The organism is Clostridium sp. N3C, from assembly GCF_900095445.1.
Taxonomy (GTDB): Bacteria; Bacillota; Clostridia; order Clostridiales; family Clostridiaceae; genus Clostridium_AU.
Map to the genome: position 1 here is coordinate 27,330 of NZ_FMJL01000008.1, position 15,759 is coordinate 43,088.

14 protein-coding genes are annotated in these 15,759 nt (G+C 33.8%); 11 read left to right on the forward strand and 3 right to left on the reverse strand.

From position 1 onward, the window contains the following. Positions 1–56: 56 nt before the first annotated feature. Together N3C_RS04340 and N3C_RS14965 are read left to right on the forward strand one after the other, a co-directional pair. Positions 57–1,388: an ammonium transporter gene (locus N3C_RS04340; protein WP_074364841.1), complete on the forward strand. Its 1,332-nt coding sequence runs from the start codon at positions 57–59 to the stop codon at positions 1,386–1,388. Further along, positions 1,388–1,729, forward strand: coding sequence for a P-II family nitrogen regulator (locus tag N3C_RS14965; protein ID WP_074364842.1), 342 nt, complete (start codon positions 1,388–1,390; stop codon positions 1,727–1,729). The genes N3C_RS04340 and N3C_RS14965 overlap by 1 nt, the downstream gene beginning before the upstream one ends. A gap of 263 nt (positions 1,730–1,992) precedes the next feature. On the opposite strand, the gene N3C_RS04350 is transcribed toward N3C_RS14965, so the two are convergent. Beyond that, positions 1,993–2,979: an effector binding domain-containing protein gene (locus N3C_RS04350; protein WP_074364843.1), complete on the reverse strand. Its 987-nt coding sequence runs from the start codon at positions 2,977–2,979 to the stop codon at positions 1,993–1,995. Positions 2,980–3,270: 291 nt separating this feature from the next. Here N3C_RS04350 and N3C_RS04355 point away from each other — a divergent pair, with 291 nt between their 5' ends. Next, the gene (locus N3C_RS04355; protein WP_074364844.1) at positions 3,271–4,434 is read left to right on the forward strand and encodes an iron-containing alcohol dehydrogenase; all 1,164 of its coding nucleotides are present in this window, start codon (positions 3,271–3,273) and stop codon (positions 4,432–4,434) included. Between the two features lie 217 nt (positions 4,435–4,651). Here N3C_RS04355 and N3C_RS04360 read toward each other — a convergent pair whose 3' ends face one another. Next, a complete protein-coding gene (locus N3C_RS04360) occupies positions 4,652–5,041 on the reverse strand; it encodes a PilZ domain-containing protein (RefSeq protein WP_074364845.1) in 390 nt (129 codons plus the stop codon). A 320-nt stretch (positions 5,042–5,361) separates the two neighbouring features. Between N3C_RS04360 and N3C_RS04365 the strand changes: the two genes are divergently transcribed. The 5 genes from N3C_RS04365 (at position 5,362) to gpmI (N3C_RS04385) (ending at position 11,307) form a co-directional block, all read left to right on the forward strand. After that, on the forward strand, positions 5,362–6,393 hold the full coding sequence (locus tag N3C_RS04365) for a sugar-binding transcriptional regulator (protein WP_074364846.1): 1,032 nt from the start codon (positions 5,362–5,364) through the stop codon (positions 6,391–6,393). 74 nt (positions 6,394–6,467) lie between these two features. Continuing rightward, entirely contained in the window at positions 6,468–7,481 is a 1,014-nt protein-coding gene (gap, locus tag N3C_RS04370) for a type I glyceraldehyde-3-phosphate dehydrogenase (RefSeq protein ID WP_074364847.1), read from the forward strand. A gap of 135 nt (positions 7,482–7,616) precedes the next feature. Further along, positions 7,617–8,810, forward strand: coding sequence for a phosphoglycerate kinase (locus N3C_RS04375; RefSeq protein WP_074364848.1), 1,194 nt, complete (start codon positions 7,617–7,619; stop codon positions 8,808–8,810). Positions 8,811–8,898: 88 nt separating this feature from the next. Then, positions 8,899–9,648: a triose-phosphate isomerase gene (gene tpiA, locus N3C_RS04380; protein ID WP_074364849.1), complete on the forward strand. Its 750-nt coding sequence runs from the start codon at positions 8,899–8,901 to the stop codon at positions 9,646–9,648. A gap of 129 nt (positions 9,649–9,777) precedes the next feature. After that, entirely contained in the window at positions 9,778–11,307 is a 1,530-nt protein-coding gene (gene gpmI, locus N3C_RS04385) for a 2,3-bisphosphoglycerate-independent phosphoglycerate mutase (protein WP_074364850.1), read from the forward strand. An 84-nt stretch (positions 11,308–11,391) separates the two neighbouring features. Here the strand turns inward: gpmI (N3C_RS04385) and N3C_RS04390 are convergent, their stop codons facing one another. Then, entirely contained in the window at positions 11,392–12,009 is a 618-nt protein-coding gene (locus tag N3C_RS04390; protein ID WP_074364851.1) for a CBS domain-containing protein, read from the reverse strand. 273 nt (positions 12,010–12,282) lie between these two features. Between N3C_RS04390 and gpmI (N3C_RS04395) the strand changes: the two genes are divergently transcribed. From gpmI (N3C_RS04395) to secG, 3 genes are all read left to right on the forward strand, one after another. Continuing rightward, complete coding sequence (gpmI, locus tag N3C_RS04395; protein ID WP_074364852.1) at positions 12,283–13,815, forward strand: 2,3-bisphosphoglycerate-independent phosphoglycerate mutase; 1,533 nt, start codon at positions 12,283–12,285, stop codon at positions 13,813–13,815. Positions 13,816–13,945: 130 nt separating this feature from the next. Continuing rightward, positions 13,946–15,244 (forward strand): phosphopyruvate hydratase, encoded by a 1,299-nt coding sequence (gene eno / locus N3C_RS04400; RefSeq protein ID WP_074364853.1) that lies wholly within the window; start codon positions 13,946–13,948, stop codon positions 15,242–15,244. Positions 15,245–15,364: 120 nt separating this feature from the next. Next, on the forward strand, positions 15,365–15,598 hold the full coding sequence (gene secG, locus N3C_RS04405) for a preprotein translocase subunit SecG (RefSeq protein ID WP_074364854.1): 234 nt from the start codon (positions 15,365–15,367) through the stop codon (positions 15,596–15,598). The last annotated feature ends 161 nt before the right edge of the window (positions 15,599–15,759 follow it).

The window sequence follows — 15,759 nt, forward strand, 5'->3', positions numbered from 1 at the left end:
GTGTCCACAGTGGCACCTTGGATATGCGCCTAAATTATTTTTAAGGAGGTATTATTATGAATATTGAAATGGCAATTGATACTTTATGGGTGCTGTTAGCAGCAGTGTTGGTGTTTTTCATGAATCTTGGTTTCGCCTGTGTAGAAGCAGGCTTTGCTAGATCTAAAAACACAGTAAATATTTTATCAAAGAACTTTATAGTTTTTGCAGTTTCTTCTCTTGGATTTCTTTTATTGGGGTGGGGGTTAATGTTTGGAGGAGATAACCCCATTATAGGAACAAAAGGTTTGTTTATACTAGGTGGAGATATTGATGAAAGTGTTTATACACTAGGTGCAAATGTACCATTTTGGGCTAAGTTTTTCTTCCAACTAGTATTCTGTGGAACTGCTGCTACCATTGTATCAGGAGCTGTAGCAGAAAGAATTAAGTATGTATCCTTTATTGTATTCTCTTTCATATTAACACTGGCAATATATCCTGTTGTAGGACATTGGATTTGGGGAGGCGGATTCCTTTCTACCATAGGATTTCAGGATTTTGCAGGATCCACTGTAGTTCATTCCCTTGGAGGATGGGCTGCTTTAGCTGGAGTTATAATATTAGGACCTCGTTTTGGAAAGTATGGTAAAGATGGTAAGATTAACCCTATACCTGGTCACAGCATGCCTTTAGCAACAATAGGATTATTTGTTCTTTGGCTTGGATGGTTTGGTTTCAATCCTGGATCCACAATGACTATGTCAAATCCTGGTGATGTTGCTCATATATTAATGACTACAAATACTGCTGCTTTCGCTGGAGTGTTAACCTCAACTATAGTATCCTGGTTGTATTTGGGAAAACCAGATCTTGGAATGACTATAAATGGATGCTTAGCTGGTTTAGTTGCAATAACAGCAGGTTGTGCTTATGTAGATGTTCTTGCTTCATTAATCATAGGAGCCATTGGTGGTGTTATTGTAGTATTTTCTGTTGTATTTTTCGATAAGATTAAATTAGATGACCCTGTAGGAGCTACATCTGTACACCTTGCTAACGGTATCTTTGGTACTATCTGTGTTGGTTTATTTGCTAAAGAAGGTGTAACTAGCTTATCTACTGTGAGTGGATTGTTTTATGGTGGTGGAGCATCATTGTTAGGAACACAGTTAATAGGAATCTTAGCAGTTGCAGCCTTTGTATTCCCAGCTTCACTTCTTGTATGGTATGTGATTAAGAAGACTATGGGTATTAGAGTAACCCTTAGCGAGGAAATCAGCGGCTTAGATATAGGAGAACATGGTAATAGTGCATATCCTGAATTCTTATCAAGAAAGCCTGCATATTCTGCAATTACTCTTGATGAAACTGCTAAAGTTGATATTGATGAAAGGAGAGTTGTTTAATGAAGCATATTAAAGCAATAATCAAACCAGAAAAGCTTGATGAAGTAAAAGCAGCCTTAAAAAAGGTTGGATGCCAAGGTGTTATGACAACAGAAATTGAAGGTTTTGGACAGCAAGGAGGAATTGAACAACAGTGGATGGGTGAAAAATATGAATTAGATCTTTTACCTAAAACCTCTGTAGATGTGGTAGTAAAGGATAAGGATGTTGATAAAATAGTAAATGCCATCGTTTCTATAGCTAGAACCGGTAGCGATATGGGTGACGGAAAAATCTTTATATATGACGTTGCTAAGGTTATAAGAATTCGTACTGGAGAAGAAGACGATGCAGCATTATAGTGACAAAGCTAAATAGTACCCCTTAAAAAGCTTTGTCACTATATGGACACTGGTGAAGGCGTATTTTTCTTATAATTTAATTAACAAGTGATTGTGTTATAAATAATTATTTAAAATAAATAATTATTTAAAATAAATAATTATTTAAATAATCCCCTTAAGTCCCCCAGACTGCTGACAAAATATATTTGTTAGCAGTCTTTTATATATAGATATCAAACCATTTCAATTATAATATGTTATGTAAGTAATAACAATAAATTTTACTGTATTAATTTTATGGGCAGAAGTAAATCAATATGCCCGTCTATGCCATTTTGTGGCCAGCCCATATGAGAAGAATAAACCCAATTCAAATGCTCCTCCAAGCATCCGCTCATGATTTCATCACCAAGCTCACTATAATTCGCTGAAAATTTATCATTATCTTCCACCCATTTGACCAAAAGCTGCCATTCATGAAAGTCAGGGAATTTAATTGTATGTGCTGCATACAATCCACCATTAAACTGCTTTTTTACAAGGGGAGCAGGCACTTCCATATCCTCAGGAATAGTTACCCATATTTCGTAGCCATAATGTGTTCTATTAGGGGATGGATTTGGATGATTAAATCCAAACATTTTTGAGTCAGGCTTCTTTTCGTATAACTTGCTCTCACGAACAAACTTATCCATCACAGCACCAGCGTTTTCTTCTGGGTTCTCACCGATAAAATGATAGGAAGCTACAGTACAGGGGGGGAGCAGGATCACACGGACATTTTTTAACTTATTTAGGGTCTCATTAGCTTTATTTAACTCACCCATTGATTTTTCCTCCTTAAATTTAATTTTGGAAAGGGTAAGTGGTTCAATGACTTTTATGATATCAGCATCTTCAAGAAGGTTTAGTTTAATGTTTCTTCCAGTGCTTTCCTTCAAGCGCTCTGTAAAAATTCTTAATACATCACGTATGGTATTAAGGGCAGATATTTCATTATTAAGTTCTTTAATATTTTCTTGAAATATTTCTATAATTTTCACATGCTCCGGTTCATTTAGAATTAAAGCAATTTGCTTTAGTGGAATACGTAGCTTCCGTAACATAATGATGTACTGAATACGTCTTACAGCATTTTCATCATAAACCCTATAGGCGTAATCCTCCTTACGTTGACTGGATAATAATCCGATTTGCTCATAATAGCGAAGGGTTCTTGTAGAAACATTAAAGGCCTTTGTTACTTCGCTGATAGTCATTAAGTTCATTGGCTCATCTCCTTCCTATAAACAGAATAATGGACGACACGACGTAAGAGTCAAGGTATTTATAAAAAATTATAGCATGGTTTTACACTATCATAAACAAGCCTATAATTGTTTGCTGTAAGTTTTAATGTTATTGTATAAAAGCTAAGGTGTATTACTAATAGAGGTATAATATTTTTAAAATAATAAGTATAAATTTAATTAAAATATACGTATATTTTATGATTGTATAGTTAAATTTTAACTAGGAAGTCTAAGTTTTAGATTTAGTATATAGGAGGAGTGATAAGTATGAAAAACTTTCATTATTCAATTCCAACAGAAATATTTTTCGGAAAGGGTCAAATCAGTGTACTAGGAGAGCAAATAAAGAAATATGGCTCAAAGGTATTAATAGTGTATGGTGGTGGAAGTATAAAAAGAAATGGAATATATGATAAGGCTGTAAGCATTTTAAAGGAGAATGAAATTAGCTATTGGGAGCTTGCCGGTGTAGAGCCTAATCCAAGAATAGAATCCGTTAGAAAGGGCGCACAAATTTGCAAGGAAAACAACATAGATCTAGTATTGGCCATTGGAGGAGGTAGTTCCATTGACTGTGCAAAAGTAATTGCTGCTGCCCGATATTATGATGGAGATCCTTGGGATTTGGTCCTTGATTCAAATAAGATTACAAAGGTTCTTCCTATAGCTTCAATACTAACCTTAGCGGCTACTGGTTCAGAAATGGATGCTGGTGCAGTAATTACAAACTTAGAATCAAATGAAAAATTAGCAGTAATGCATCATGATATGAATCCTAAGTTTTCAATTTTAGACCCATCATATACCTTTACAGTACCAGCAAATCAAACTGCTGCAGGTACTGCGGATATAATGAGTCATATCTTTGAAGTGTATTTTGAGCATACAAAGGAAGCTTACTTGCAAAATAGGATGGCAGAGGCACTTTTAAAAACCTGTATAAAGTACGGAAAGATAGCAATTGAAGATCCAGAAAATTATGAAGCTAGAGCTAATTTAATGTGGGCCTCTAGTTTAGCCATTAATGGTCTTTTAACTTATGGAAAAGATCCTTGGTGGGCTGTGCATCCAATGGAGCATGAACTTAGTGCTTTTTATGATATAACTCATGGTGTTGGGTTGGCAATCTTGACTCCTCATTGGATGAATTATGTATTAGATGATAGTACCGTAGAGAAATTTGTTGAATATGGTGTGAATGTTTGGGGCATAGATAAGAATCAAGATAGCTATAAAATTGCCAATGAAGCTATAAATAAGACAAGAGAATACTTTATTAGTTTAGGTATACCTTCTACTTTAAGAGAAGTGGGCGTTGAAGAGGATAAATTAGAATTGATGGCTAAGCAAGCAACAAGATGGGGGGATTTAGGAAATTTCAAAACTCTTAACACTAAGGATGTATTAAATATTTATAAGGCTGCTTTTTAGGTTTATAATTAAGGAAGCAATAAAGATTTGAAGGAAAATCTATTATTGCTTCCTCTTATGTTCATTTTAAACTTTTATAAGTAAAATAATAAGTATATAATACCGGTTTTTAATATTTTTTATTATTTCTTATTATTTCTTGAAGAAAAGCAGTCTTCTATAGATTTTTTATTACATAAGCTGCAACTATACTTTAATTCTGAAGTTTTTTTCTTTCTTAAAGCAATGGCCACTGGTTCATAATTTTTGTAATCTCTGTTAAATTATTATTCTCCTCTTCAGTAAACTTAACGCCATATTCTTTTAAATTATCACTAATAGGCTTGCTTCTTACTATAATTCCATAGAGTGTAAGATTGGATTCTAAAATGGTAAGCTTAAAACTATAAATTGCAGTGTCTACAATAGGAAGAGATAAATCTGACCAGAAGCAAAGTCCTCCAGGACCTATGTTTTGAATGCAAACATAAGTTGATCGAGTTGCTACTATTTTTCCTTTAACAGAATAAAGGCTCATAGTTGCGCAAATAGGAACAGAATGTTCAACTCTAAAGAATTGTCTTCTATTAACAACCTTATCCTTTGTTTCAATAGTTTCCATAGTCATCGCATCCCACCTTTGTGAAGTAATACAAAACTGTAAACGTTATTCTGCAACTTATATTATATTACAAAAAATAATAAAATTAAAGGATGAAAAAGGTTAAATTATAAAAAATGTAAATTTGTAGACTTAAGTAAAATATATGGAACTTTAAATAGTTGAAAGTTATTTAGTAGTTTGATTCAAGTCTAATAACAAAAAAATATAAAGTGTATAAAAAAATTTGAAAAAACTATTTAAAAATTAATGGAAGTACTTTATAATAGATTGTGGGACATAAATAAAGTATAGTGGGACCTTAAATGACCAAAGAGGTGTTATCTTTGAAAGAAATTCTGAAGTTGCAAGAAAAGATTGTGCCTGAACTTATTGGACTACTAGAAAAAAGATATAATATATTAAGAACTATATATTATAATCAACCGGTAGGAAGAAGAAGTTTGGCAAACAATCTAAATCTTGGAGAACGAATAGTTAGGACAGAAATTAATTTTTTAAAATCTGCTAACCTAATAGAAGTTAATACTGCTGGTATGATTGTTACATCTGAGGGGGAAGAGGTGCTCACTAAGCTAAAAGGTTTTATACATGAAATCAAAGGTCTATCAGAAATTGAAGAGTTGTTAAGGAAAAAACTTAATATTAAGGCCGTTATTGTAGTTCCGGGGAGTGTAGAAGAAGACATTACTGTGATGGAAGAACTAGGCAGAGTTGCTGCTTCATACATAAAAGGAATAATTAAAAATGATGATATTATTGCACTCACTGGAGGTAGCACAATTAAAGAAGTAATAGATAATATGCCAAAGCTTCAAAATTTACATAATATTTTAGTGGTTCCTGCTAGAGGAGGCATGGGTAAACAAGTTGAGACACAAGCTAACACTTTAGCAGCTAATTTGGCAAATAAGGTTTGTGGAAGTTATAAGCTTTTACATATACCTGACAATATTAGTGATAAGGCTTTGGATACTATGTTAAATGAGAGAGATATAAAAGATATTATATGCCATATAAAGAATACAAATGTCCTTATTTATGGAATAGGGCGTGCAGATGAAATGGCGCGTCGTAGAGGGGTGCCACAGGAAAAGATTACTGAACTCATAAATATGGGAACAGTAGGTGAGGCCTTTGGTTGTTATTTTGATAGGAATGGAAAGGTAGTATATTCTACGCCCACAGTTGGAATAAATAGTAGTGATATTAAAAAAATTAGTCATCCTATAGCCATAGCAGGTGGTAAAAGTAAGGCCGAAGCTATATTGGCTACGGAGAGGAATAATGAAAATGGCGTTCTTATTACTGATGAAGACGCTGCTAAAGAGATAATAAGACTATTAAAAGAAAATTAATCTTATAACTTTATTTAATTTTGCTTAAAATATATTTTTAAATATATATTTTATTTTTAAAGGAGGTACTTTAAATGGTTAAAGTAGGTATTAATGGTTTTGGAAGAATAGGACGTCTTGCTTTTAGAGCGGCCTTAGAAAATCCGGAAGTAGAAGTAAAGGGTATTAACGATCCTTTTATCGATTTGGATTACATGGTTTATATGCTAACTTATGATTCAGTTCATGGAAAATTCACTGGAGAAGTTTCTGTAGATGCTGCTAACAATGCATTAATTGTTAATGGAAAGTCAATAAAGGTATTTGCTGAAACAGATCCTTCAAACATTAACTGGGCTTCCTGCGGAGCAGAGTACATACTTGAATGTACAGGTGTATTCACAACTACAGAAAAGGCTTCAGCTCACTTCAAAGGTGGTGCTAAGAAGGTTGTTATTTCAGCTCCTTCAGCAGATGCTCCAATGTTCGTTATGGGAGTTAACCATACAAAGTATACAAAGGACTTAAAGGTTATTTCTAACGCTTCATGTACTACAAACTGTCTTGCACCTTTAGCTAAGGTTATTCATGAAAACTTTGGTATAGTTGAAGGTTTAATGACAACTGTTCACTCAACAACAGCTACTCAGAAGACAGTTGACGGTCCTTCAAAGAAAGACTGGAGAGGCGGAAGAGCTGCTGCTGCTAACATAATTCCTTCATCAACTGGAGCTGCTAAGGCAGTTGGTAAGGTAATTCCTGAATTAAACGGAAAATTAACTGGTATGTCCTTCAGAGTACCAACAATCGATGTATCCGTTGTTGACTTAACTTGCAGACTTGAAAAGCCAGCTACTTATGAAGAAATTAAGGCTGCTGTTAAGGCTGCTTCAGAAGGCGAATTAAAGGGTATTCTTGGATACACTGAAGATGCAGTTGTTTCAACTGACTTCATCCATGATAAGAGAACTTCTATATTCGATGCAGATGCAGGTATATCCTTAAATCCTAACTTCGTTAAGTTAGTTGCTTGGTATGATAATGAATGGGGTTATTCAAACAAATTAGTTGACTTAACAGTTCATGCTGCTAAGGTTGATGCTGAATAATTGATAAAAATTTTATAAATAATGAAGTAAAGGTCTGGTTTTGTAGTGTTGATGCTGGGCTCCTTTTAGGAGTCCCAGGCGTCTACAGGTGGCTATGAGGCCAGGCTTTTTTAATAAAGATAAGAGGTGAATTAAATGAGTTTTAATAAAAAGACTATTGAAGACATCGAAGTTAAAGGCAAAAGAGTGCTTGTTAGATGTGATTTTAATGTTCCTCTAAAGGATGGCGTTATAACAGATGAAAATAGATTAGTTGGTGCTCTTCCAACAATAAAATACTTAATAGAAAATGGAGCTAAGGTTATTCTTTGCTCACACTTAGGAAAGGCAAAGGGACCAGATCCAAGCTTAACTCTTGCACCAGTAGCTAAGAGACTTTCTGAACTACTAAACAAGGAAGTAGTATTTGCTGCTGATGACACTGTAGTTGGAGAAAATGCTAAAGCAGCTGTTGCAGCTATGAAAGAAGGAGATGTAGTTCTTCTTGAAAACACTAGATTTAGAAAAGAAGAAGGAAAAAATGAAGATGCTTTCTCAAAGGATTTAGCTTCCTTAGCAGATGTATATGTTAACGATGCTTTCGGAACTGCGCACAGAGCACACTGCTCCACAGTAGGTGTAACTAAGTTTGTTGACACTGCTGTATGTGGTTACTTAATTCAAAAGGAATTAAAGTTCTTAGGAGAAGCTGTTAACAATCCAGAAAGACCTTTCGTTGCAATTTTAGGTGGAGCAAAGGTTTCAGACAAAATAAATGTTATCAACAATTTACTTGATAAAGTAGATACAATAATCATCGGTGGAGGAATGGCTTATACCTTCCTAAAGGCTCAAGGATATTCCATAGGAAGCTCCTTAGTAGAAGCTGATAGATTAGATTATGCTTTAGATATGGTTAAGAAGGCTGAAGAAAAGGGAGTTAAGTTCTTACTTCCTGTTGATAACAGAGTGGCAGATAAGTTTGATGCTAACGCAGAAGCTGTTATCACAGAAGATCAAAATGTTCCAGAAGGATATATGGGACTTGATATTGGACCAAAATCAGAAAAATTATTTGCTGATGCAGTAAAAGATGCTAAGACAGTAATTTGGAATGGACCAATGGGTGTTGCTGAATTCAAGAACTTTGCAGCTGGAACTATAGCTGTAGCTAAAGCTATGGCAGATTCCGATGCTACTACTGTTATCGGTGGAGGAGATAGCGCTGCTGCTGTTAACAATCTTGGCTTTGGTGACAAGATGACTCATATATCCACTGGTGGTGGAGCTTCTCTTGAATTCTTAGAAGGTAAAGAATTACCAGGAATAGCTGCTCTAAACGATAAATAAAGGGTAAATTTGGAATGTTAGGGGCTTGGAGCAAGTGCTCTAAGCCCTTTCACAAATAGGAAGTTAACCTTAAAAGGAGGATTATAAAATGAGAACACCAATTATTGCAGGAAACTGGAAGATGCATTATACAGTTGATGAGGCTGTTAAAACCGTAGAAGCATTAAAGCCTTTAGTTAAAGATGCAAAATGTGAAGTAGTAATATGCCCAACTTTTGTTTGCTTAGATGCTGTAAAAAAAGCGGTTGAAGGTACAAACATAAAGGTAGGAGCTCAGAACGTACACTTTGAAGAAAAGGGTGCTTTCACTGGAGAAGTTGCACCAGGAATGTTAGAAGCAATGAAAATTGATTATGTTATCATAGGACATAGCGAAAGAAGACAGTACTTCAACGAAACTGATGAAACAGTTAATAAGAAGTTAAAGGCTTGCTTTGCTCATAACTTAACTCCAATTCTTTGTGTTGGAGAATCTTTAGAAGAAAGAGAAGCTAACATAACTGAAGAGGTTATAGGAAGACAGGTTAAGCTTGATTTAGCAGGATTAACAGGAGAACAGGTTAAGGAACTTGTAATTGCTTATGAACCAATCTGGGCAATTGGAACTGGTAAAACAGCTACTTCTGAGCAAGCTAACGAGACTATAGCATTTATTAGAGCTTGTATTAAGAACCTTTATGGACAGGAAGTTGCAGATGCTATAAGAATACAGTATGGTGGATCTGTTAAACCATCAACTATAAAGGAACAGATGGCTATGTCTGATATAGATGGAGCTTTAGTTGGCGGTGCTAGCTTAGTAGCAGAAGATTTTGCATCAATTGTTAACTTTAATTAATGACCATTGACATCAAAATGTAATATATTGGGAAATTCAGCTTGTTAAGCTGAATTTCTTTCATAATTTTTGGTTTTTATTCTTTAAAAGTGTTAATTCAGTATTTTCAGTTTAAAGGGGGATAAAAGGATGAGTAAGAAACCTGTAATGTTAATGATATTAGATGGTTTTGGAATTAGTGATAAAGAAGATGGAAATTCAATTAAAGCAGCTCATAAACCTAATATTGATAAATTATTCCAACAATATCCTCATGTGCAATTAGGAGCTAGCGGTCTCAATGTTGGTTTGCCAGATGGGCAGATGGGTAATTCAGAAGTTGGCCACTTAAATATAGGAGCTGGAAGAATTATTTATCAAGAACTTACAAGAATAACAAAAGCTATAGAAGATGGAGACTTCTTTGAAAATGAAGTTCTAAATGCTGCAGTAGATAAGGCTATTGAAAATGATGGAGCACTTCATGTTATGGGACTAGTTTCCGATGGAGGAGTTCATTCACACATTGATCATTTAAAAGCCATTTTTAAGTTAGCTAAAAACAAAGGTCTTTCTAAAGTATATTTACATGCCTTTATGGATGGAAGAGACACTCCACCATCTTCAGGAAAGGACTATATAATAGCTGTAGAAAATTATCTAAAAGAACTTGGTAACGGTAAGATTGCAACAGTATCTGGAAGATATTATGCAATGGATAGAGATAATAGATGGGAAAGAATAAAACTAGCTTATGATGCTATGGTTAATGGAAAAGGTGAAAGTGCAAATAGTGCTGTAGAAGCTATGGAAAAGTCCTATAATGACAACAAAACTGACGAATTTGTGCTTCCTACAGTTATCCTAGAAGATGGTAAGCCAATAGCTACTATCAAAAATGGAGATTCTGTAATCTTCTTTAATTTTAGACCGGATAGAGCTAGAGAAATTACTAGAGCTATCAATGATAGAGAATTTGCTGGTTTTGAAAGAGAAACCTTAGATTTATATTTTGTATGCATGACTCAATATGATAAAACTATAGAAAATGTACATGTAGCATATAAACCTCAATCTTATGAAAATACCTTTGGTGAGTATATTAGTAAGTTAGGAAAGAAGCAATTGAGAATAGCAGAAACAGAAAAGTACGCTCATGTAACCTTCTTCTTTAATGGAGGAGTAGAAGCTCCATATCCAGGTGAAGATAGAGCTCTTATTAATTCTCCAAAGGTTGCTACCTATGATTTAAAACCGGAAATGAGCGCTTATGAAGTTACAGATGAAGTAATTAGAAGAATAGATTCAGATCAGTATGATGTAATCATATTGAACTTTGCTAATCCTGATATGGTTGGTCATACTGGTGTATTTGAAGCAGCAAAGGCAGCTATCGAAGCGGTAGATGTTTGCGTTGGTAAAATTGTGGACAAGATGCTTGAGAAAGATGGAACTGTATTTGTAACAGCAGACCATGGAAATGCTGAGCAAATGATTGATTATTCCACAGGTGAACCAATGACTTCTCATACTACTGGTCCAGTACCTTTCATATATGTAGCTAAAGATGCAAAGGAAATGAGAGAAGGCGGAGTTTTAGCAGACATAGCTCCAACAATGCTTCAAGCAATGAATTTGGAAGTTCCTGCTGAAATGACAGGAAAATCCCTTATTAAATAATTTATTTTTATGTAATATAAAAGAGGTGTTCCGCTAACTATTAAGCGGAACACCTCTTAAAGTCTTTAAGTATATAAAGCTAACTTAACATTCTACTCTATAACCGGCCTTTTCTAAATCTGATTTTAGTTGATTTACTACAGATTCATCAACTCTAAGAATCATTTCTCGGATATCTAATTTAGTTTTTGGATTTCTAACTATAAGATTTTGAACATTTGCTCTATTTTTTGCAACGATTTGGCTTACTTTAGCTAATTGTCCAGGAATGTCATGTAAGTAAATAGTAAGTTTGCGTCCATTATTTAAACCCATTATGTTTACCATTTCATCAAAGATTGCTTTGTGTGGAATAATACCTAAAAAGTTATTTTCTTTATCTACTATTGATACAAATTCTGCATCATTTTCTCTTAATGTATTTACTATATGTTCGAAACTACTATCCTCACCTAAAGTAGGAATTGATTCTATTAAAGATTCAACCTTTGCTTCTCTTAATCTTTTTTCAGAATCCACATCTGTAAGGAATAATTCTAAAATTTTATCTTTAAAGATTATACCTAAAAATTTTTTCTTATCTACAACTGGTATAGATTTTATGTTTGTTTCACGCATTTTTTCTAGTGCAGTCTGCAAGCTATCTTGGCTTGAAACGGTGCTTAAATGCTTATGTTTTGTCATTAAAGTATGAATTTTCATATTACCCCTCCATTCAAATAAAATTTTAACCTTTGGAGTGAATGTATTTTATAAAAATATTATAGCATGATATTAAGAAATTTTCACCGTAAAGGGGTGTTTAATATGCAAATTTGTTAGTTTATTAATATAATTTAAATTTTTGTGTATTTTTGATATATAAAAAGGAAAAAAATAATTAGGTATATATTGTATATACTAAATTGATGTAGTATGATATAATTAATAATAATTATTAAAAGAAAATTAGTAAATGCTAAATGGAGGAAAATTATGAGTAAGAGACCAGTTGTGTTAATGATATTAGATGGACTTGGTATAACTGATAAAGTTGATGGAAATGCTGTTATGGCTGCAAAAAAGCCAAATTATGATGAATATATAAAAAAGTATCCTTATACTGAGCTTAATGCTAGTGGCCTAGATGTGGGACTTCCTAAAGGACAAATGGGTAATTCAGAAGTAGGTCATTTAAATATAGGAGCTGGAAGAATTATATATCAAGAGCTTACAAGAATAACAAAGGCTATAGAAGATGGAAAATTTTTTCATAATGAAGCTTTAAACTATGCTGTGGATATGGCGATAAAAAATAATTCCTCATTGCATCTCTTAGGACTTTTATCCGATGGTGGAGTTCACTCCCATATTGATCATGTAAAAGCTTTATTTAAATTGGCAAAGGATAAGGGTTTAAGTAAGGTTTATCTACATGCCTTTATGGATGGTAGAGATACACCACCTACTTCCGGTAAGGATTTTGTAGTAGAGATAGAGGATTATTTAAAGGAAATAAATAATGGTCATATTGCTACCTTATCTGGTAGATACTATGCAATGGATAGAGATAATAGATGGGAAAGAATAAAACTAGCTTATGATGCTATGGTTAATGGAAAAGGTGAAAGTGCAAATAGTGCTGTAGAAGCTATGGAAAAGTCCTATAATGACAACAAAACTGACGAATTTGTGCTTCCCACAGTTATTTTAGATGATGGTAAGCCTACAGCTACTATTAAAAATGGAGATTCTGTAATCTTTTTTAACTTTAGACCAGATAGAGCTAGAGAAATGACTAGAGCATTAAACGATGAGGTCTTTAATGGATTTGAAAGAGAAAGATTGAATTTGAACTTTGTAACTATGACTCAATATGATAAAACTATAGAAAATGTAAAGATAGCTTATTTACCACAGTCTTATAAAAATACTTTAGGAGAGTATGTAAGTGGTTTAGGAAAGAAGCAGCTTAGAATGGCAGAAACAGAAAAATATGCCCACGTTACTTTCTTCTTTAATGGTGGTGTAGAGGCTTCTAATCCTGGGGAAGATAGAGTGATGATACCATCTCCTAAAGTTGCTACTTACGATTTAAAACCGGAAATGAGCGCTTATGAGCTTACTGATGAGCTTATAAAAAGAATAGAATCAGATGTTTATGATTTAATTATTGTAAATTATGCAAATCCTGATATGGTTGGTCATACTGGAGTCTTTGAGGCAGCGGTTAAAGCTGTAGAAACAGTAGATGAATGTATGGGGAGGGTAGTAGAAAAGGTTCTAGCTAAAGGTGGATCAGTTTTTGTAACTGCCGACCATGGTAATGCTGAACAAATGATTGATTATTCTACTGGAAAGCCTATGACAGCTCATACTACAGATCCAGTGCCTTTTATACATGTTTCAGAAAATGCAAAGGGTTTGAGATCTGGTGGTAAATTAAGTGATATTGCGCCTACTCTTTTGGATGAAATGGATATAGAGAAACCAGAAGAAATGACAGGGGTATCTTTAATTGAAAAATAAAATCATCTACTTTAGTAGAATTAATTAAGTTTTATGGATATAATATAAATGTGTCTTTATGTGGGTAAATTTGCTAAGGCACATTTATATATATCTTAATATATATTACAAAATTAAAGGAGGGTTTTACATGAAAAATTATGTAGAAATTGTAGATGTGTATGCTAGACAAATATTGGATTCAAGAGCATTTCCTACAGTTGAAGTTGAGGTTACTCTTGAAGACGGTACAGTAGGTGTAGCTGCAGTGCCTTCAGGAGCATCTACTGGTATTCACGAAGCAGTAGAATTAAGGGATGGAGATAAGTCAAAGTACAACGGCAAAGGTGTATTAAAGGCTGTTGAAAATGTAAACAATATAGTTGCTGAAGAATTGGCAGGAGTTAATGTATTTGACCAAGTTCTTATAGACAAAATTTTAGTTGAATTAGATGGTACAGAAAATAAATCAAAGTTAGGTGCTAATGCAACTTTAGGAGTATCCTTAGCTTGTGCAAAAGCAGCTGCAAATTATTTAGGATTACCATTGTACCAGTACATAGGCGGAGTAAATGCAAAAGTATTGCCAGTACCAATGATGAATATACTCAATGGTGGAAAGCATGCTGACAACAATGTAGATTTACAAGAATTTATGATTATGCCTGCAGGAGCTCCTTCCTTCAGTGAAGCATTAAGAATGTGTGCTGAAGTTTATCATACTTTAAAGGCTTTATTAAAGTCAAAGGGATATGAAACTGGAGTAGGTGACGAAGGTGGCTTTGCTCCTAACCTAAAATCCAACGAAGAAGCTATTCAGGTTATAATTGAAGCTATAAGCAAGGCTGGTTATGAACCAGGAAAGGATATCTATATTGCTCTTGACCCTGCTTCTTCAGAATTCTATGAAGATGGAAAATATAATTTAGCTGGAGAAGGCAAGGTATTAAGCAGAGAAGAAATGGTAGATTTCTATGTGAAATTAGTTGAAAAGTACCCAATAATCTCTATCGAAGATGGTATGGCAGAAGAAGATTGGGAAGGTTGGAAGTTAATTACTGAAAAACTTGGACACAAAGTTCAACTAGTTGGTGATGACCTATTTGTAACTAATACAAAGAGATTGGAAATGGGAATTGAAAGAGGAGTAGCTAACTCCATACTTATTAAGCTAAATCAAATTGGTACATTAACAGAAACTTTAAATGCTATAGAAACAGCTGAAAGAGCTGGATATACTGCAGTTGTATCCCATAGATCCGGTGAAACTGAAGATACAACTATTGCAGATTTAGTTGTAGCAGTAAACGCTGGGCAGATAAAGACTGGTGCTCCTGCTAGAAGCGAAAGAGTTGCAAAATACAATCAGTTATTAAGAATTGAAGAAGAACTTCTTGATGTAGCTGAATATAGAGGAATAAAGGCTTTCTACAATATCAAAAAGAGATAATTAATTTAATGGACTGCTTAGGCGGTCCTTTTTATTAAATAAAATATTTTATTGTAATATAATGTAATGTGTGATAAAATTAATTCATATGGCAAAACAGGGGTTAGGAGGTGCTGTCAAATGTATACATTTTTAGTAGTTATGGATATAATACTTGCATTTGCATTAACAGCAGTTGTACTTTTACAGCCAAGTAAGTCAGATGCATTACAGGGTTTGATGTCAGGTAATAATGAAAGCTTTTTTTCAAAAAATAAGTCAAGAACTAGAGAAGCTATGTTAGCTAAACTTACAGTAGTTTTAGCTATTTTATTTGCTATAGTAACTATAGCCTTGAATTTAGTGACTAAGTAATACATATATAAAAGCTATGCTGACTTTTGCAATTCCTATCTGCAGTAGTCAGCTTTTGTTTTTATTGGTATCCAATTTTTAAGTTTAATTTATTAGTTATTAGAAAAGATAAAAATAAGTTATTGAAATATGAGTTTTTTCTTAATTCTTGAAGATATCCT

What these genes read in the sequence shown, in the direction of transcription:
- N3C_RS04355 (WP_074364844.1), top strand. Translation starts at nt 3,271, where the DNA reads ATGAAAAACTTTCATTATTCAATTCCAACAGAAATATTTTTCGGAAAG.
- N3C_RS04390 (WP_074364851.1), bottom strand. Translation starts at nt 12,009, where the DNA reads ATGAAAATTCATACTTTAATGACAAAACATAAGCATTTAAGCACCGTT.
- N3C_RS04360 (WP_074364845.1), bottom strand. Translation starts at nt 5,041, where the DNA reads ATGACTATGGAAACTATTGAAACAAAGGATAAGGTTGTTAATAGAAGA.
- N3C_RS14965 (WP_074364842.1), top strand. Translation starts at nt 1,388, where the DNA reads ATGAAGCATATTAAAGCAATAATCAAACCAGAAAAGCTTGATGAAGTA.
- gpmI (WP_074364852.1), top strand. Translation starts at nt 12,283, where the DNA reads ATGAGTAAGAGACCAGTTGTGTTAATGATATTAGATGGACTTGGTATA.
- N3C_RS04350 (WP_074364843.1), bottom strand. Translation starts at nt 2,979, where the DNA reads ATGAACTTAATGACTATCAGCGAAGTAACAAAGGCCTTTAATGTTTCT.
- secG (WP_074364854.1), top strand. Translation starts at nt 15,365, where the DNA reads ATGTATACATTTTTAGTAGTTATGGATATAATACTTGCATTTGCATTA.
- gpmI (WP_074364850.1), top strand. Translation starts at nt 9,778, where the DNA reads ATGAGTAAGAAACCTGTAATGTTAATGATATTAGATGGTTTTGGAATT.
- eno (WP_074364853.1), top strand. Translation starts at nt 13,946, where the DNA reads ATGAAAAATTATGTAGAAATTGTAGATGTGTATGCTAGACAAATATTG.
- N3C_RS04375 (WP_074364848.1), top strand. Translation starts at nt 7,617, where the DNA reads ATGAGTTTTAATAAAAAGACTATTGAAGACATCGAAGTTAAAGGCAAA.
- gap (WP_074364847.1), top strand. Translation starts at nt 6,468, where the DNA reads ATGGTTAAAGTAGGTATTAATGGTTTTGGAAGAATAGGACGTCTTGCT.
- tpiA (WP_074364849.1), top strand. Translation starts at nt 8,899, where the DNA reads ATGAGAACACCAATTATTGCAGGAAACTGGAAGATGCATTATACAGTT.
- N3C_RS04340 (WP_074364841.1), top strand. Translation starts at nt 57, where the DNA reads ATGAATATTGAAATGGCAATTGATACTTTATGGGTGCTGTTAGCAGCA.